Source organism: Gemmatimonadota bacterium, assembly GCA_009841265.1.
GTDB lineage: Bacteria > JAAXHH01 > JAAXHH01 > JAAXHH01 > JAAXHH01 > JAAXHH01.
Genome location: VXMB01000009.1, coordinates 1778019 through 1796455, shown reverse-complemented (window position 1 = coordinate 1796455; position 18437 = coordinate 1778019). Strand labels below are relative to the sequence as shown.

At 64.4% G+C, this 18437-nt stretch carries 16 protein-coding genes; 1 reads left to right on the top strand and 15 read right to left on the bottom strand.

Features of this window, described 5'->3' with window-relative positions; genetic code table 11:
- Window positions 1-237: 237 nt before the first annotated feature.
- Window positions 238-1425, top strand: coding sequence for an LbtU family siderophore porin (locus tag F4X08_12600; protein MYD26642.1), 1188 nt, complete (start codon window positions 238-240; stop codon window positions 1423-1425).
- Between the two features lie 52 nt (window positions 1426-1477).
- Here F4X08_12600 and F4X08_12595 read toward each other — a convergent pair whose 3' ends face one another.
- The 15 genes from F4X08_12595 to F4X08_12525 form a co-directional block, all read right to left on the bottom strand.
- Window positions 1478-1732 (bottom strand): hypothetical protein, encoded by a 255-nt coding sequence (locus F4X08_12595; protein ID MYD26641.1) that lies wholly within the window; start codon window positions 1730-1732, stop codon window positions 1478-1480.
- Between the two features lie 276 nt (window positions 1733-2008).
- Window positions 2009-2533, bottom strand: coding sequence for a 3-hydroxyanthranilate 3,4-dioxygenase (locus tag F4X08_12590; protein ID MYD26640.1), 525 nt, complete (start codon window positions 2531-2533; stop codon window positions 2009-2011).
- Window positions 2534-2549: 16 nt separating this feature from the next.
- Window positions 2550-2963, bottom strand: coding sequence for a RidA family protein (locus tag F4X08_12585; GenBank protein ID MYD26639.1), 414 nt, complete (start codon window positions 2961-2963; stop codon window positions 2550-2552).
- Between the two features lie 80 nt (window positions 2964-3043).
- The gene (locus tag F4X08_12580) at window positions 3044-4486 is read right to left on the bottom strand and encodes an aldehyde dehydrogenase (GenBank protein MYD26638.1); all 1443 of its coding nucleotides are present in this window, start codon (window positions 4484-4486) and stop codon (window positions 3044-3046) included.
- Window positions 4487-4710: 224 nt separating this feature from the next.
- Window positions 4711-6099 (bottom strand): FAD-dependent monooxygenase, encoded by a 1389-nt coding sequence (locus F4X08_12575; GenBank protein ID MYD26637.1) that lies wholly within the window; start codon window positions 6097-6099, stop codon window positions 4711-4713.
- 58 nt (window positions 6100-6157) lie between these two features.
- A complete protein-coding gene (gene kynU, locus F4X08_12570) occupies window positions 6158-7444 on the bottom strand; it encodes a kynureninase (GenBank protein ID MYD26636.1) in 1287 nt (428 codons plus the stop codon).
- Between the two features lie 3 nt (window positions 7445-7447).
- Complete coding sequence (locus tag F4X08_12565; GenBank protein MYD26635.1) at window positions 7448-8500, bottom strand: amidohydrolase; 1053 nt, start codon at window positions 8498-8500, stop codon at window positions 7448-7450.
- 140 nt (window positions 8501-8640) lie between these two features.
- The gene (locus F4X08_12560) at window positions 8641-9591 is read right to left on the bottom strand and encodes a phytanoyl-CoA dioxygenase family protein (protein ID MYD26634.1); all 951 of its coding nucleotides are present in this window, start codon (window positions 9589-9591) and stop codon (window positions 8641-8643) included.
- Between the two features lie 36 nt (window positions 9592-9627).
- Window positions 9628-11037 (bottom strand): sulfatase-like hydrolase/transferase, encoded by a 1410-nt coding sequence (locus F4X08_12555; protein MYD26633.1) that lies wholly within the window; start codon window positions 11035-11037, stop codon window positions 9628-9630.
- Window positions 11038-11046: 9 nt separating this feature from the next.
- Window positions 11047-12483: an amino acid permease gene (locus tag F4X08_12550; protein MYD26632.1), complete on the bottom strand. Its 1437-nt coding sequence runs from the start codon at window positions 12481-12483 to the stop codon at window positions 11047-11049.
- Window positions 12484-12525: 42 nt separating this feature from the next.
- Window positions 12526-13521 carry a 3,4-dihydroxyphenylacetate 2,3-dioxygenase gene (gene hpaD, locus F4X08_12545; GenBank protein MYD26631.1) on the bottom strand — a complete coding sequence of 332 codons (996 nt, stop codon included), beginning with the start codon at window positions 13519-13521 and terminating at the stop codon, window positions 12526-12528.
- Window positions 13522-13532: 11 nt separating this feature from the next.
- The gene (gene hpaE, locus F4X08_12540; GenBank protein MYD26630.1) at window positions 13533-15008 is read right to left on the bottom strand and encodes a 5-carboxymethyl-2-hydroxymuconate semialdehyde dehydrogenase; all 1476 of its coding nucleotides are present in this window, start codon (window positions 15006-15008) and stop codon (window positions 13533-13535) included.
- Window positions 15009-15061: 53 nt separating this feature from the next.
- Complete coding sequence (locus tag F4X08_12535) at window positions 15062-15817, bottom strand: 2-hydroxyhepta-2,4-diene-1,7-dioate isomerase (protein ID MYD26629.1); 756 nt, start codon at window positions 15815-15817, stop codon at window positions 15062-15064.
- A 22-nt stretch (window positions 15818-15839) separates the two neighbouring features.
- Window positions 15840-16712, bottom strand: a complete 873-nt coding sequence (locus F4X08_12530) for a hypothetical protein (protein MYD26628.1) — start codon at window positions 16710-16712, stop codon at window positions 15840-15842.
- A gap of 35 nt (window positions 16713-16747) precedes the next feature.
- Complete coding sequence (locus F4X08_12525) at window positions 16748-18406, bottom strand: acetolactate synthase (protein ID MYD26627.1); 1659 nt, start codon at window positions 18404-18406, stop codon at window positions 16748-16750.
- Window positions 18407-18437 lie beyond the last annotated feature (31 nt).

Here is an 18437-nt window from a genome sequence, read left to right as displayed (position 1 = left end):
GTCCGCAGCCGATCATTGGTGTATCCCAGGTCGATTTGCCGTCCAGCGGGTGTGAAATCCACCTCATGCGCCGTCCGTACGTGAAAGATAGGGCTTGCGGTGATGACGGCCGACGGGACGCCATCAGGATTTTCTAAATCTAATTATTGACACATATCTCATATAACTATTTATTTAGTGCAGACTAAAAACTTGCATTGGCTTTCTGGATATTTCAAGTAAGCGTAAGTACCAAACATGGAGATTAGCCCGTTGAGAAGAACAGTAAAGATCCTGGTTGCCTTTGCCATGATGTTCCCGGTCGTGCTGTGCATTGGCTTCGCCTCCGCACAGGAAACCGACGAGAAGCCCGGCGAGGAGTCATTGTTCAGGTTTATTGAAATCGGGGGCGTGGCGGAGTTTACCGTTTCGCGCAAACAATCGTCCGAGGGGGAAACTTCCACGTCCACGGCGGCCGAGCAGTTGGAAATGGGCGTTGGCATCGAGCCCCACCCGTGGATCGGATCGGAGTTCGGATGGATCCACGAGCACGAAGAAGATCACGGTGAAGAGGAGGAGGGACACGAACTGGGGATCTTTACGGGTACGATCATCGTCGGACCGCCCGACGGCAACTGGTGGCTCAAGGGTGGGGTGCAATTCCTTCCCTTCACCATGTTCGAACTGGCCGAAGTCCACGCGGCGCACGATGCCAGTATCGGTCCCTTCGAGACCGGCGCGATTGTCGATCCGCTGTCTTTCGAGTTCGGATCCAAAAGGGAGAAATCCCTGCTGCTGGGTGTTTCACTCGGCGAGTTCCTGGGCAGCGTCTACGGTTACTATGGAGACGATGCGCGTTCGGATGAACCCCGGTCCGGTTTCGGCGCCGCGGTTGGTTACAAAAAGCACGTGGACGAAGAAGACGAAATCGCCTTCAACCTGTCGTATATCGATGACCTGGGCACGCTGGCGGGTTTTCAAGAAGAACTGTTCGGACATGAAAGCGAAGCGCACGGCGCCGACCACGGTGGCCTACCCGCCGGCAGTGATGATCAGGTGCCCGGATGGTCGGTGGCTACGGCCATTCACTACAGCGGCGTTGCGTTTTCCGCAGAGTACATGATTTCCCAGGATCGATTCGCGCCCGGCGTGCTGGCGCACGATGGCCGGGGCGCCCGTCCGGCGGCCTGGTCTCTTGAGGCCGGTTATGGATTCGAACTGGTGGGAAGGGGAGCCGACCTCACGCTGGGATACCAGGGCACTTCAGAGGCGGCGGAACTGGGCATACCGTCGATACGCTACCTGTCCGTAGTCACCGTCGACTTATGGAAGGACACACTCTTCAGCACGTTTGAATGGATCCACGACAGGGAATACGGAACAGCCAGGGGCGGCAGCGGCGAGAACACGAACAAATACACCCTTCAGCTGGGCGTCGAATTCTGAGCAGCGGATACAGCCGATTCGGATTCCACCAGTCGTTCTCCGCCAGCCGCGATCAGTGCATGGCGATTCCGTCTCCGAAGGGCGTGGTCGGTATGTGCCGCTCGTTGAGGGCCAGTCCCAGGCGGGACAGGCCTTCGGGATCTCCCCAGGCCAGGACGGATTTGCCGGCGCGCGTTTCGTCCAGCACCCGGCTGATGCACCGGTTGTAGAAGGGCTTAGCCGGAAACATCACGCTGACCCGGTCCGAGTCTCCCCGGCACCACTTGAACACCCTGTTGCCTTCGAATCCGCGGTAAATCAGGACCATATTCTACCCCCTTTCCGAAAGCATCACCGGACTACTAAACAAAGGATAAGCACAAATCGGCAATTTGTCAACTTTTTGTCGATTTTTGCTTCTAAATCCGGACAAAGAACGCGTTTTTTCGCAGAAATCCGCAATTCGTGTCGATTTCAGTGCGAAGGGACGTTGAATCCCTGTAAACGCGATCCTCGATGCTTGTACAGGCAATAGTCGGAAAAGGCCTGCATTTTCCCGCAGAAAACTAAAAGAGTACGTCTTCGAAGGGTATGGGTCTCCCGATCACCCGCCTTCCGGTTTCGGCATGACCGCGCCGCATATCCTGCAGGTACGGTGTTCTTCGCTGTTGAAGAACCGGTTCATGACAGGCGGCAACTGGCTGACGATATCTTCCAGTTCGAATCGTTCCTCGTAGAGTTTCTCCCCGCAGCTTTCGCAATACCACATGAACCCGTCGATCTCACCGCTTCTGCGCTTGGTTTCCATGACCAGGCCCACGGTGTCCGCCGGTCTCTGGGGCGAATGAGGGACCCCGGCCGGCAGGAGGAAGATCTCGCCTTCCCGGATCGGGACGTCCACCGGCTTTCCGTCGTCGATGATCTTCAGGACGATATCGCCCTCCACCTGATAGAAAAACTCTTCGCCTTCATTGAAGTGGTAGTCCTTGCGGGCGTTCGGTCCGCCGACGACCATGACGATGAAGTCTTCGGCCTCTGTATAGACGCACTGGTTGCCGACCGGAGGCTTGAGCAGGTGCCTGTGTTCGTCTATCCAGGCCTTGAAATTGAATGGAGCCGTTACGGCCATGATCGGACCTCCTTGTTCAGATCGTAGCGATACATTTCAATTCGATGGCAATCCGGGTGGGGAGCCGGGAAACCCCGACCGTGGTGCGACAGGGCTGATGCTCCCTGAAATACTCACGGTAGATCCGGTTGAATACCGTGAAGTCCTTTTCCATGTCGGTGAGGTACACGGTGATGTCCACGAGGTTCTCCCAGGCGCTGCCCGCGTCTTCCAGGATGGAGCGGACATTGTGGAAAACGGCGTGGCACTGCTGCTCGATATCGTAGGACGCGATCTCGCCGTCCGGCCCCAGGGTCACGCCCGGAATGTCCTGTCGTCCCCTTACGCGGGGCCCGATGCCCGACAGGAACAGCAGGTTCCCCACCCTTCGGGCATGGGGATAGGGTCCCACCGGCTCGGGGGCCCGATCGGAATCGTAATGCTGTTGCATCGCCGTGTCTCCGCGTTCCGACTGGTCTTGCGGGATATCGTCCGTACCGTCCATACCGTCCATACCATCCATACCGTCCGCTACATCTTGATGCACACGTTCTTGGGCTCGGTGAAGAACCGCAGGGCTTCAAATCCACCCTCGCGGCCCACGCCCGACTGCTTCATGCCGCCGAAGGGCGTGCGGAGGTCACGCAGCATCCAGCAGTTGATCCAGATGATACCCGCGTGCAGGCGTTCGGCCACGCGGTGGGCGCGGCCCAGGTTGTCGGTCCAGACCATGGCGGCCAGGCCGTAGGGCGTGCCGTTGGCCTGGTCCACCGCTTCGTCGTCGGAATCGAAGGGCAGGAGCGTCACCACGGGACCGAAGATCTCTTCCTGGTTGGTCCGGCAGTCCGGCGACAGGCCCTCGATCACCGTGGGCGCGACGAACCACCCGTCCTTGCAGCGGCCATTTACCCGTACCCGCTGCCCGCCGCAGAGGACCCGCCCGCCTTCTTCCCTGGCCAGTTCCACGTAGGACAGGATCTTGTCCATATGCGCCTCGGACACGACGGCGCCGAGCCGGTTGCCGGCATCCCTCGGATCCCCGACGGCCAGCCTGCGGGTCCGTTCTACGAAATCGTCCCGGAAGGTCTCGTACAGGGGCCGTTCGATGAGGATGCGCGGACCGCACAGGCAGATCTCTCCCTGGTTGGAAAAGGAGGACAGCAGGGCGGTCTGCAGGGTATCCTCGTAGGGACAGTCCGCGAAGACGATATTCGGGTTCTTGCCGCCCAGCTCCAGGGAGACCCGCTTGAAGTTCGGCGCGGCCGCGGCCGCGATGCTCCTGCCCGTCGCCGTCCCGCCCGTGAAGGAAACGACCGGAATGCCGGGATGGTCCGCCACGGCGGCGCCCGCCTTGTGGCCGTGGCCGTGCACGATGTTCAGCACCCCGGCGGGCAGTCCCGCTTCGATGCATATCCTGGACAGCAGGAACGCGGTCGTGGGCGTCAGTTCCGAGGGCTTGCCGATCACGCAGTTGCCGGCGGCAAGGGCCGGCGCGATCTTCCACGTCAGCAGGTAGAGGGGCAGGTTCCACGGGGAAATGCATCCGGCGAGGCCGATCGGCGCCCGGAGGGTGTAATTCAGGGCCGATCTGCCCATGGCGTGGGCGTCGCTGGCGAAGTGCTCGATGGCCGTCGCGTAGAACCGGAAGTTGCTCGCGGCGCGGGGGATGTCCACCGTTGCCGCCAGGGCCACCGGCTTGCCCGTATCGTTTGATTCCGCCAGGGCCAGTTCTTCCCGGTTCTCCTCGATCAGGCCGGCGATGCGGAGGAGGTGGGCGGATCGTTCCTGGACGGACAGGGACGACCAGGCCGGAAAGGTCTTTTCCGCGGCGACGACCGCTTCCTCCACGTCCCCCGTGCCGGAGTCCGGCGTCCTGCCGATCACGGCGCCCGTAGCGGGCTCGATATTGTCCAGGTACGTGCCGCCGGCCGGTTCGCGCAATTCACCGCCGATGTAGTTGAGTACATGCATCATGCCGCGAAACCGCCTGAAATGTGGTCTTGGATACGTGAGGCCGGGTGCGCCGCGCCAGATGTGCCGCGCCGGGTGCACCGCGCCGGGTGCGCCGCGCCAGATGTGCCGCGCCTGGTTACAGGTTAATGTAGAACGGTCCGGGAGACCTGTCAAGCCGGTGGACAGCCTCCATCGCGATCACCCCGCCATGTTCCTCCTGCCGGCCGTCACCCGTCATCCTGGCGTCATCCTGGCGTCATCCTGGCGCCGAGCCGTTCCCCGACGAGTCGCTCCGCCGTGTTCCAGTCGACCTGGTCCGCCGTGGAGATGGAGGCGCAGAGCTCCCGGAGGATGCCTTCCTGGATCTCGCCGCAGTGCAGTGCCTCGCTGTAGGGGTACCGGTGGAACGACACCATGGAATACCGCGGGATGAACCGGTCGGGGTACTTCTGTTCCAGCAGGAATCCCACCTTCTGCCGCAACTGGAAACCGGGATCGCTTACCAGGTCGCGCATTTCGACGTAATTGGCCAGCGCCATGTCGGCGATGGCATCCGTGTCTTTCTTCCGACGGCGCCCGAAGGACTCGAATACGCTTCCCCAGTCCGGCCAGTGCGTCTCGATACATTCGTCGAGGATGGTGCAGTCTTCGAAAGCGCAGTTCATCCCCTGGCCGAAGAACGGCACGATCGCGTGCGCGGCGTCACCCAGGAGCAGCACCCGGTCGCGGTAATGCCAGGGAGAACACTTGAGGGTGACCAGGGACCCGGTGGGATTGTCGCGGTACAGGGTGGCCAGATCGGGCATCAGCGCCGTCGCATCGGGAAACTGCATCTTGAAGAAGTCCAGTATCTGGCGCGGCTCCAGGAGACTGGCGAAACTGTACTCGCCTTCGTGGGGGAAGAAGAGGGTGCAGGTGTAACTGCCGTCCAGGTTGGGCAGCGCGATGAGCATGTACATGCCCCGTGGCCAGATATGGAGGGCATTGGGCTCCATCCTGTACGCGCCGTCCGGTCCGGCGGGAATGGTCAGTTCCTTGTAGCCATGGGTCAGGTACTGCTGGGAGAGGTCGAACCGGCCCACGTTCATCATGGCGGTCCGGATGGCCGATGCCGAGCCGTCCACGCCAATGACCCGGTCGGGGCGGAGGGAGTGGACGTGATTGGTCGCGTCGTCGCGGACGTACAGCACGCCGGTTCGGAATTCCAGTCCGGTGCACCGGGCGTTGAAATGCAGCCGCACGCCGTCTTCCCGTTCCGCGGCGTCCAGCAGGAACCGGTTCAGTTCGCCGCGGGATACGGAGTAGATGACCTCGTCCTCCCGCTGGCCGTAGGGCTGCAGGACCCGGTCGCCTTCCACGGGATGGATCAGCCGTCCCACCATGGGGATCGCCATGGCCAGGACTTCGTCTCGCAGGCCTACCTGCCCCAGCGCATGAAGGCCCCGCACCGACATGGCCAGATTGATCGACCTGCCGGCCTGGCCGGCGTGACCGGCGCCAGCCGATTCGCGGCGGATATCGGACCGCTTCTCGTACACCTCGACTCGGAATCCGCGGCGGGCGAGGAAGATCGCCAGCAGGGATCCGGCAAGGCCCGCGCCGATAAGGGTTACGGTTTCCCGCTTGGCTCCCATGACAACCCTCGATTGCTTCCGGACCGGATCGTAATCCTGCTCATCCTGCCCGCCTGGATCACCCGGCCCGCTTGGACCGCTCCATGCCTTCCGCCATGACCTCCACGAAGCGGCGGACGTCCGCAAAACTATTGTACAGCGGTACAGGGGCGACGCGGATCACGTCGGGCTCCCGCCAGTCGCACCAGATGCCGTGTTCCGCCAGATGCCGGTGCACGTAGCCGCCTCGCGGCCCCGTCCTGAGCGAAAGCTGGCATCCGCGCTGCTCCGGGTCCGACGGCGTGATGATGTCCAATTCACCCGGGAAGCGGTCACGGAGCAGGTGTTCCAGGTACCCGGTCAGCCCTCTGCTCTTTTCGCGCAGCCTGTCTATGCCCGCCTCGTCGAAAAGCTCCAGCGAGGCGCGCAGGGCCGCCAGCGGGAGTATGGGCGGATTGCTGAGCTGCCAGCCTTCCGCGCCCGGGATCGCCTCGAATGCCGAGGGCATCCGGAACCGGGTGGACTTGTCGTGTCCCCACCATCCGGCGAACCGAGGCAGGTCGTCTCTCCGTCCGTGCCGTTCGTGGACGAAGCACCCGCCTACGCAGCCGGGTCCGCCGTTCAGGTACTTGTAGGAACACCAGACGGCGAAGTCCACGTCCCAGTCGTGCAGCCGCAGTTCCAGGTTTCCCATGGTATGAGCGAGGTCGAATCCCACGACGCAGCCCTGGCGATGGCCCGCCGCCGTGATCCGGTCCATGTCGAAGGCCTGGCCGGTCAGGTAGTTCACCCCGCCCAGGAAGACCAGGGCGATGGACGCGCCTTCCCGTTCGAGCAGGTCCTCGATATCCCCGGTGCGGACCGTGTTCTCCCCTTCCCGCGGCCACAGCTCGATCACGCTCTCCGCGGGGTCGTATCCGTGCCAGGCCGCCTGCGAGGCGACGGCGTACTGGTCGGAGGGAAAGGCGGCCCCTTCGACGAGGATTCGGAATCTCTCCGGGGTCGGCCGGTAGAAGGAGACCATCATCAGGTGGAGATTCACCGTGAGCGTATTCATGGCGACGACTTCACCGGGCAGTGCGCCGGCAAGGCGGGCCAGCGGGTCCGCCAGCGCTTCGTGGTAAGGCATCCAGGGGTTCTCTCCCTTGAAATGCCCTTCGACGCCCAGGCTTCGCCAGTCGTCGAGTTCACGTTCCACGTATTCCCGTGCGGCTACGGGCTGGAGTCCGAGCGAATGGCCCACCAGGTAGACCGCCTCCGCCCCGTTTCCGGCCCTCGGGAAGTGAAAACGCGACCGGAAGGCTGAAAGCCCGTCCCTGGCGTCCATCTCGCCGGCGTCCGTTCGCTGGTCGGGTCGCGTGTCCATAGGCTAGTCGTTTCCACCGAAAAACCGGTCTGCTGCCAGGTTCAGCCACGCGAGCGCGGAGCGGTACAGCAGCCTGGACTTGACGTCATCGTCCAGGTGGCTCATGGACTCGATCATCCTGCCCGGCACCGCTTCACCGAGCGGGAAGGGATAGTCCGATCCCAGGGCGATGTGGTCCGGTCCGATGAGCTGGATCAGGTAGTCCAGGATGCGGCTGTCGTGGACGAGGGAATCCAGGTAGAACCGGCCCAGGTAATCGCTCGGCAGCACGTCGTTGTCCACCGCGCACAGGTCGGGGCGGATCTGGAACCCGTAGTCGATCCGTCCGATGGTCGCGGGAAAGGACCCGCCGCCGTGGGCAAAGGCCACGCGCAGGTCGGGCAGGCGCTCGAGCACTCCGCCGAAGATCATGGAACAGATTGCCCGTGAGGTCTCGGCGGGCATGCCCACCAGCCAGGGCAGCCAGTACTTCTCCATGGACTCCTGTCCCATGATGTCCCAGGGATGGATGAACACCGCCGCGCCGAGTTCAGCCGCCGCTTCGAACACCGGGAACAGGTGGGGTTCGCTCAGGTTGTTGCCATTGATGTGGGTCCCGATCTCAATGCCGGACAGGCCCAGTTCCCGGACGCACCGCTCCATTTCCCGGATGGCCAGGTCGGGCGCCTGCATGGGCACCGTGCCCAGGCCGATGAAACGCCGGGGCCAGGTATGGACGACATCGGCGATGTGGTCGTTGAGCATGCGGGACAGGTCCAGCGCGTCCGCCGGCTGCGCCCAGTAGCTGAACATCACCGGGACGGTGGAGAGGACCTGGACGTGCACGCCGGCGGCGTCGCATTCCCCGATCCGGGTCGGCGGGTCCCACGAGTTGGCCTGTATCTCGCGGAACTGCCTGCCGTCGATCATCATGCGCGCGCATCCCGGCCGGTAATGGTCCAGTTCGACGAACCCGCCGTACCCGTAGCGCTTGTGCAGGTCGGGCCAGTTCTCCGGCAGGATATGGGTGTGGATGTCGATCTTGGGTATGGGGTTGGGGCCGGTGTATTCGCACATGGTTCAAGGAGAGGTGCTGGGGCGGCGTCGGGACCATCTGACCGCCTGTCCGAAGCGTATTACGGCGACGCGTCCCGCGACCTGAAAGGGAACGGACGATGCAACATCAGGATAACGGGAAACGCCCGTTGATGTCAAGGTCATGATGCCCGGTGCAAAGCCTGGCGATAGGGGTCCAGGTCGATACCCGGGAAGGCCCGCGCGAGGAGGCCCAGGGTCTGTTCCGTGTAGTAGGGATGGCCGGGCTCGGGCCAGCCGAACAGCGACCGGACGCGCGGGGTCGTATCCGTTATGAATGGTAGCATGTACTCCCGCTCGCCGTAGATGAATGGATTCGAGAAACGTGTAAACCGGTCGGCGTCGCGGCGGCACATGGAAAGGGTCCAGAAGGCCCGCTGCTTTTTCTTGTCCTGAAAGGGCTGCGCCGAATGGAGCAGGTAGGACGAATAGAAGGCCGCGGTTCCCTTCGTGCCCACGGCCGGGACCGGATCCTGCAGGCCGGCCTTGCGGATGTCCCGGACGTGGCTGACGCTCGCCATGTTGCCGGTGTCCCATCCGTCGGCAAAGACCTCGGCCGCCCGTGTGTGCGAACCGGGTACGAGCAGCATGGGCGCGCCGTCGTCTTCGACGTCATGGAGATACACGCCGGAGTTGATGTAGGAGAATCGCGCGGCGTCCTTGGACGGTGGAAGAACGCAGTTCGTGTTGTGGTCGACGTGGTATCCGCTCCAGGATTCGTCGGGATACCGCTCGTCCACCGGTCCGGTGCGCATGAACAGGTGGGCGTTGCAATAACTAGGCCGGTCGTCCAGGAACAGCTCGAATAGATCAAGGTAGCGTTCGTTCTCGATGAGCCGGTCGAGCGCCGGATCGCCCACCGGAAACTGGGACCGTCCCACCACTTCGTCCTGCTTCGTGGTGAACCCGTCTCCCACGGATCCCTGTTCGCCCCGTTCGAAGTTCCCGAGCCAGGACGCGTAGGATTTGCCGTAGAAATTCCGCTCCATGGCCTCCAGCGCGGCGTCCATTTCTTCGGCGCTGAAGACGCCGGGAACGAGGATGTAGCCGTCGCGTTTGAACTGTTCCAGCATGTCGTTCCCTCCTGGATTGGGCAGGATACGCCTTCGTCAGGCGTTGCGTATCAGGTCGTCCCACGACGGCGCGATGCCGTCCCGCCGGCGACGGGAAATGTTCAGGGCCGGACCGTCGGGACGGACGCCGTGCTGGACGATCACGTCGAAATAGGGTTCCCGCGTGGCTTCCAGCAGGCTTAGCAGACGCGTCCGCATGTCCGCCAGCCGGACCGGATCCGCGTCCGCCAGGTTACGCGATTCGTACGGGTCTTCCCACAGGTCGAAGAGCACTTCGTGGCCGGTCTCGTAGAAGGCGTACTTCCAACGGTCCGTGACCAGTCCGCGCCAGTCCGCGTAGTCGAAGTGCACCCTGGGCGCCCCCACCATTTCGAGTAGTACTTCCCCGGGCCCGTCGAAATCCGCGCCCCTCAAGGCCGGAGAAAAGTCGGCGCCCTGCATGTGGACCGGCACGGGCACCCCGGCCAGTCCGAGGGTCGTGGGCGCCATGTCCACCAGGCTGAACAGGTCCGGCCGCGCGCCCTGCGGCTCGAGGACCCCCGGGGCGTAAAAGACCGCGGGTACCCGTACGGACTCTTCGTGGGGATGTCCCTTGTCCTCCATCTGGCCGTGGCTTCCCATGAAGTCGCCGTGATCCGAGAAGTACACCGTCACCGTGTTGTCCCGGAAACCGTCCATGCCGCCCACCGCGTCGAGCAGGCGGCCGATGTTCCCGTCCAGGTTCTCGATCATGGCGTAGTAGGCGGCCAGCCGTTCCCTCAGATCGGCTTGACCGCCGAAATTCGGGCGGGTCCTCAGGGACGCGGGATCGAACCGCATGTCGGCATCCGGCGCTTCGAGCGGCCAGTGGGGCGGCTCCACGCTGAGGACGAGAAAGAGCGGCCGGTCCCCGTCGTAGTCCCGCAGGTACGCGATGGCCATGTCGGTCAACGCGTCGGTCTGGTAACCCGGCATGCGCGTGGGGTCCACGTCGCCGTCCCGGTAGTAGAATCCCCTGAACGGCGCATTGTTCATCTCGAATCCGTACCAGTCCTGGAAACCGCCCCGGTGGAATTCCGGCGTGCGCGCCGCCCCTTCGAGGTCGTAGTAGCCCGGGTCGCGCCGAACCTCCGGGGGGATCTGGTCGCGCACCGTCCCGCAGTGCCACTTACCGAAATAGGCGGTGTGATAGCCGGCTTCTCGAAGCAGCGTAGCCGTGCTCGGCGCCGCCGGCTTGTACACGTCGTGAAACCCCTGCACCGGTCCGGCGTGGGCGTGGCGGCCCGAGAATATGGTGCCCCGCGAAGGCGTGCACACGGGACAGTTGGCCCGGGCGCGCATGAAACTCACACCCTCCGCGGCCATGCGGTCCATGTTGGGGGTCCGCAAGTTGGGATCCCCGGCGTGGCCCATGGCCTGGCCCGCGTGTTCGTCGGACAGGATGTAGATGACGTGCGGTCGGGACATGTGCCGGGTTTACTCCATGGCGGTCGAGCCGGCCGTCGAGTCGGCCACCGGGTCGGTCGTCGATCCGACCGCCGGGTTCGCCCGCTGCTGCCTCTTCCAGTAGAAATAGAAGGGCAGTCCGATGGCCAGGATGACGAGGCCCAGCAACGGGCGCGTAAAGTCGCCGATCAGGGCATTGGCCAGCACGCCCGCGGCGATCACGAGGAAAAGTACGGGGGTCACGGGATATCCCCACACCCGGTACGGCCGGTGCAGGTCCGGTTCCTTCCTCCGCAATATCATGAGACCGATCACCGCCAGCGTCAGGAATACGTAGGTGTAGAACATGGCGAAACTGACGATCTCGACGAAGGTGCCGGTCAGCGCGAAGACCGAAGCCCACAGCCCCTGCATCACGATGGAAACCACCGGCGTCCTGAAACGGGGGTGCACGTACTGGCACACGCGGAAGAAGATCTCGTGATTCGCCATGGCGTGATAGACCCTGGGCGCCACCATCAGCTGGGCGTTGACCGTGCCGAAAGTCGTCAGCATGATGGCCGCCGATATGGCCATCGCACCCGATGGTCCCACCAGGGCCTGGAGGGTATCGGCCGCCGGCCGGCGGGACGCCTGGAGTTCTTCGAAGGACAGGACCGTAAGGTAGACTACGTTGGCCAGGATATAGACCGTGGCCACGATCGCCAGTGCGGCGAAAATCGCCCGTGGAATGCTCCGCGCCGGGTCCTTGATCTCGGTCGCGATGAACGTCACGAAAAACCAGCCGTTGTAGGCGAACAGCGCCCCCAGGATCGCCAGGCTCAGGCCGCCGAGGAGCGCGGTCCCCGTCCTTTCCTGCACCAGCGGGGTCCAGGCGACTTCCGTTCCCGTTGCCATGGAAAAACCGAGGAGGATCACGGCCAGGACGGCGCCGACCTTGATGAAGGCGAACACGTTCTGGACCGATCCGCCGATCTTGACGCCCAGGCAGTTGACCACGGTCAGGAAGAGGATGCATCCCACGGCCAGCCACCGCTCGGTCCAGAGGTCTTCTATGCCGAAGAGTCCGCCGGCGTACCGGGCGAATACGGTGGCCACCGCGCCCATGGCCCCGGTGATGATGATGAAGAGAAAGGCCCATCCGAAAAGAAAGGCGACCAGGTCCGTGTTGTACGCCCGCCTGAGGAAGGCATAGGTACCCCCGCTGCGCGGTATGGCCGCGCCGAGTTCCGCGTAGCACAGGGCGCCCGCCAGGGCCAGCACGCCGCCGATGATCCACACGAACAGGCTGAGCGCGGGCGAACCGACCTGCGAGGCTACCGTGCTCGGCACCATGAAAATGCCCGATCCGATGATCGCACCGATGATGACCGCCGTACCGGTTTTTGCCGTCAGTACCCGGAGCAGCCGGGGTTGGCCCGCCGGCAGTATCTCTTCTACGAGTTCGTCGTCATGGGTATGGGACATGAGCGCTCCTGTTGGATTGCGGCCTGGATGTTCGTCATGTACTCATTCCGGTGCGATGACCGGTGCGGCTTCAAGTCGCGAAGGGACGGGTTCGACCCCGTTAAATCGGGTGCCGTGCTCGAACCAGGACCGCGGGGCGGCCTGCCCCCACAGGGTCTGGCGCCGGGTGTCCTTCAGGTCCCAGACCCGCGCGGGATGATCCGGGTCGACGGTGACGTAGTCTCCCGTGAACAGCTCGATCCGGTGGCCGTCCCGGTCGAAGAGGTACAGGAAGAAGGCGTTCGAGATGCCGTGGCGCCCCGGTCCCCGCTCGAAGGCGTCGCGGTGTTCCGAGCTGGCCAGCCGGTCGCAGAAATGGATGATGTCCATAGCCGTGGGCACGTAGACGCCGATGTGATGCAGGCGCGGCCCCAGCCCGTTAGTGAAGGCGATGTCGTGGACGCCGCCCCGGCGGTGCAGCCAGGTGGCCCAGAGGTCGGAGTGCTCGTCCCCGATGTCGGCCACGGTCACCTCCGTCGGCCGGAACCCCAGCGACTCGGTGTAGAAGGCCGTCATCCCGTTCACGTCATGGGAGAACAGGTTGAAATGGTCGATGCGCTGGATATGGGCGCCGTGGTAACGGTGGTACTCCTGCAGCAGCAGGTCCCGGCGCTCCATCTCGTGATAGAACTCCAGGGGGATGCCGAAGGGATCGTCCACGTGCAGCGTACGGCCCTGGGCGTACCGGTCAACGAAAGCCGTCCGGCAACCGGCGTCGTCATAGAAGGCTTCGGCCCGGTCCAGGTCGGCGTCTCCGGCGACCTTGAAGGCGATGCGGTGCACGACCGGTTCGTCCGCCTTCGTCAGGATCAGCGAATGGTGGTTCCGTTCCTCCATGCCGCGCAGGAAGAGCCTGTCCCCCGCGTCGTCCTCGCATACGTACCCTAGCAGGTCGATATAGAAGTCGCGGGCGTAGTCCAGGTCCGTCACCCCCCACTCCGCATGGCTGGCGCGGACGATATTGAAGGGCGGGGAAGGATTCGCTGCGGGAAGGGCCACGATGCGTCCTCTTATTTTCCCAGCTTCGGCACTGGGTGGTGTCCGAGGGCGATGTCGATGTTCTTCGTTTCCATGTAGAAGTCGAAGCTGTAGTCGCCCCCGTCCCGCCCGATCCCGCTCGCCTTCATGCCGCCGAAGGGCGTGGGCAGGTGGCGCACGTTCTCCGAGTTCACCCAGACCATGCCGGCTTCGAGGCGCTGGGCGAAGGCATGGGCCCGGGTGACGTCGCGCGTCCAGAGATAAGCGGCCAGGCCGTAGTCGACGTCGTTCGCCACCTCCAGCGCTTCCTCTTCCGAGTCAAAGGGAACGGCCGTGAGAAAAGGGCCAAAAACCTCCTCCCGGGCGATGCGCATGGACCGGTCGGCGTCGCCGAAGAGCGTGGCCTCGAAGTAGTTGCCGGCGCCGGCGAGCTCCGGGCATCTCCCCCCGGCGATCAGCGTGGCGCCCTCCTCCTGCCCTGCGGTCACGTAGCTCCGGACCTTCTCCAGGTGCTGCGGGTGGATCAGGGGACCCAGTTCGGTGGCCGGGTCGAAGGGGTTTCCCAGGCGGATGCGCTTCACCCGTTCCGCGAGCCGGCCGGTGAATTCGTCGTAGACCGCCCGCTCCACGAGCACCCGGCTGCCCGACGTGCACCGCTCCCCGTTGAGACTGTAGATCATGAATACCGTGGCGTCCAGTGCCCGGTCCAGGTCCGCGTCGGCGAAGACGACCACCGGGTTCTTGCCGCCCAGTTCGAAATGCACCCGCTTCAGCGTTTCGGCGCCCTGGCGCATGATGGCCCGCCCGGTCCTCGTGTCGCCCACGAATCCGATGGCCTTGATGTCCGGATGCTCGGTGAGCGCCCGTCCCGCGGTCTCGCCGATACCGTTGACCACGTTGACCACGCCCGGGGGAATGCCCGCCCCGTGGACCAGTTCGGCCAGGCGCGTGGCCGTGACCGGACTCCATTCCGCGGGCTTGTGCACGACCGTGCAGCCGGCTGCCAGCGCGGGCGCCATCTTCCACGTGCTGAGCATGAAAGGCGTGTTCCAGGGCGTGATGATGCCCACCGGCCCGATGGGCTGTCTCAGGGTATAGTTCAGGTGTCCGGCCGCCGGCAGGGAGAGGCCGTCCGACGCGCTTTCGGCCCGGTCCGCGAAGAACCGGAAGTTCTCGGCGGCCCGCGCCGCGGCCTTCGACATGAACCGGATGGGCTGGCCCGTGTCGTAGGTCTCCAGCAGGGCGATCTCCTCGCCGTTCGCCTCGATCAGGTCGGCAACCCGGTGCAGCAGCCGTTTACGCTCGGTCCCGGACGTATCGCGCCAGTCGACGAAGGCCTCCGTTGCAGCACGGGCCGCGGCGCCGACCTCCTCCGGTCCGCCGCTCGCCACGGTGCAAAGCACGGAATGGTCGATGGGCGTGGCGTTCTCGAAGGTGTCGCCGCCGGCGGAGGGGACGGACGAACCGCCGATGAAATGCCCGATGCCCTCCTCGCGGAAGCGGGCCATGAACCGCTTCGCTTCGGCCTCGTTCGGGTGTGCCTGCGTGGAAACCTGGATGGCTATGATCCGCCCTCCTTGAGACTGGCCACCACGTCGTTTTCCAGGGCGCCCAGTCCGTCCACTTCCAGCCGGAGGCTGTCGCCCGCGTGGATGTGGGATATGCCTTCCGGCGTGCCCGTCCAGATCATGTCCCCGGGGTTCAGGGTCATGTAGGCGGTGATGTACTCGATGAGTTCGGCGACGCCGTGGCGCAGGTCGCCGGTCCAGCCTTCCTGTCGGAGTTCCCCGTTGACGTAGGTGCGCAGGTGCACGTCGGTGGGATCGATTTCGTCCGCGGTGGTCAGGAAGGGGCCGAGCGGGCCGAAAGTATCGAAACCCTTGGCCTTGATCGGCGGCCTGAAGTAGTTGCTCACGAAGTCCCGGATCGTCAGGTCGTTGCCGATGGTGTAGCCCCCCACGTAGTCCAGGGCCTGTGCGGCCTTCACCTTCCGGGCGGGCCGGCCGATCACGGCGACGAGCTCGCATTCGTAGTGCAGGTAGTCGAATTCCGGGGGCACGACGATCTTCGCCCGGTGGCCGATAAAGGTCTGGGGCATCTTGTTGAACAGGATGGGTTCCTCGGGCAGGTCCAGGTTCAGTTCCTTCGCGTGCTCGGTGTACCCCAGCGCGACGCCGATGGCCTTGCTCGTATGGGCTACCGGCGGCAGGAACATGACGTCCTCCGGATCGTAGGCGACCGTGCCCACCATGAGTTGTCCGTTCTCGAAGACGGCCTCGAGGACCTGGCCGTTGCAGGCGAAGCGTGCGGTTTTCATACTTGATCTCCGTTATGCACTGTTACACCTCATACCACTGTTCCACGGCTTGCGCCAACGCTTCGGGACGGGCATACCGGTCTTCCATTTCCTGGATGGCGGCTTCCACTTCCGGCGCCGACGGGACGAGGTCCCGCTGTCCGGCGGAAAGGTCGTAGACCGACCGGCCTTCCGTGGACAGGAGCATGTCCAGGTCGATCCGGCCCGCGGGCCGGCGCTTGAGCAGGGCGGAATAGGTGTCGCAATACAGGTCCGGATCGTACTCGCCCGCCCCGCATGCCTGCCCTGTTTCATCGAGCAGGCCGAATCGCGACGCCACCTCCCGCAGGTCTTCCCACAGCGCATACATGATGTCGGGCTGCGCGTCCCCCTTCTCCCGCTCGTGCAGCGGGCTGACGCTACGTTCCTTGCGCTGTGTCTCGATGAGCCGCCTGACCCGCCGGGAGGGCGTCGGTATGGCGAAGCAGGCGGATTCCCCGTCCGAGAGCAGGGCCTCGACGGGGTCCTGCTCCCTGCGGACGAGTTCGACCAGCCGGTTGCCGATGATCGGGACCTCGCCGATGAGGATATCCCGGTCGTCCCGGTGCGCATCGGCCCAGTGCCCGACGGCGCGCCTGGCCCACAGGCCCACGGCCTTGCGGACGCCGGCGTGGGTGATCCCGTCCTGCTCGTGATAATGTTCCTTCACGCGGTCGTTTGTCAAGAACGGCAGCCGGCAGACGTCCCACTGGAGCAGGTGGGGCGTGCGCCCGCGGCCGTGGGCCAGGATGGCCAACTGCTGCAGAAGCAGGCTCTTTCCTGTGCCCGGCAGTCCGGCGAGGAAAACCATCTTCCGGGTGTCCACCAGATGCCGAAGGGTCCGAAAAAGTCCGCTGTCTTCGGGTATCAGAAACATGTGCTGTGCGTGTCCTGCGGGCTGGCTGCCGGGCCTTACCATTGCAGGGCGTGCTCGGAGCGTTCGGCCGTGCCCCGTACGCGGGCCCCCCGCTTGAAGCGGTCCACGTCCGGCATCTCGCCCACCGGGATCTCCACCAGGGTGGGACCGTCTTCGGCAAACCCCTCGCGGATGGCCCGGCGCAGTTCCTCCGGGGTCTCCGCCCTGATGCCCCGGGCGCCGAAGGATTCGGCCATCCGGACGAAATCGGGGTTGTGCAGGTCGGACGCGATCACCCGGTTGCCGTACAGTTTCTGCTGCATCCGCTTCACGTTGCCGTAGGCGTTGTCGTTGAAAAGGAGTGTCACCAGGCCGATGCGGTGCTGGACGGCCGTGGCCAGTTCCTGCACGCCGAACATGAACCCGCCGTCGCCCGTTACGGAGATGACGGGTTTGTCCGGGTGGGCGACCTTCACGCCGAGGGCCGTCGGGAAGCCCCAGCCCAGGGTGCCCTGGTAGCCCGTGGAGACAAAGGTGTAGGGTTTGTACACCGGCATGATCTGCCGGGCGGCGTAACCCACCTGCGTCAGTTCTTCCACGAAGAGGCCGTCCTCGCCCAGTTCTTCCCGGATCACCCGCAGAAAGGAAGTCTGGGGTTCCAGGAACGCGAACATCTCCTCGGTCTCCGCTCTAAGCGCGCGCATTTCGGCTTCCCTGGACGCACGAACGCGGTTGTGCCTTTCCACCGCTTCGACCAGCAGGGGCATGGCGTCTTCGGACCGTGCGGTGATGGCGATGTCCGGCCGGGCGATGCGGTCCTGGGCCCTGGCGTCCACTTCGATGCGGATGGTCGTCAGGTGCTCGTCCACGCCCCAGTAAAGCTGTGGGATCGCCAGGCGGGATCCCACGGCGAGGACGACGTCCACCTTCGGCCAGAGCTTGTGGGCCGCGGGATTGGGATGGCTCAGATAGTGGCGGCTGTCGAGCACGCCGCGGCCCGTCCGGTACCCGATGACCGGCGCCTGAAGCAGTTCGGCGAGCCGCGTGATCTCCCCGGAAACGTTCATGGCGCCGCGGCCGACGAAGATCATGGGGTTTTCGGCCCGGCCCAGTTTCCGCGCGGCGGCTTCCAGCATCTCCGTGTCCACCGGGGGATTGGATATGGGTAACGGTTCCGGAATGGGCGGCGCTTCGCCTTCGGACGCGAGCACGTCCCAGGGACATTCCAGGCCCACGGGGCGCGGCCGGCCGGAATTCAGCTGCCGGATGGCCTCGGCCGTTCTGGAAGGCGCACCGGCGGTACTGTCGATCCGTGCGGCCCACTTGGTCAGGGACCGCAGCACATCGAGCTGGCCGTTGATCTCGTGCAGCTGGCCCGTGTGCCGCCCAAGGTACTTCGTAGGGATCTCGCCCGTCAGGCAGAGCACCTTCGCGTTGGTGGCATAGGCCGTGGAAAGGGCGGCGGTCCCGTTGAGAAACCCCGGTCCAGGGACCACGTTGTAGACCCCGGGCCGGTCCGTCGAGAGGGCGTATCCGAGCGCCATGTACGCCGCGCCCTGCTCGTGGCGCGTGTGGACGAGGCGTATTTCGTCCCGATGGTCGTAGAAGGCGTTGTAGAGGGCGTCGTTCTGCACGCCCGGCAGTCCGAAGACGGTATCGATTCCGTGACCGATCAGCGTCCGGACGATGGCTTCGGCGGTGGTCATCTGTTGCATGGAGGTCGGGTTTCCGGGATAGGTGGCCGGC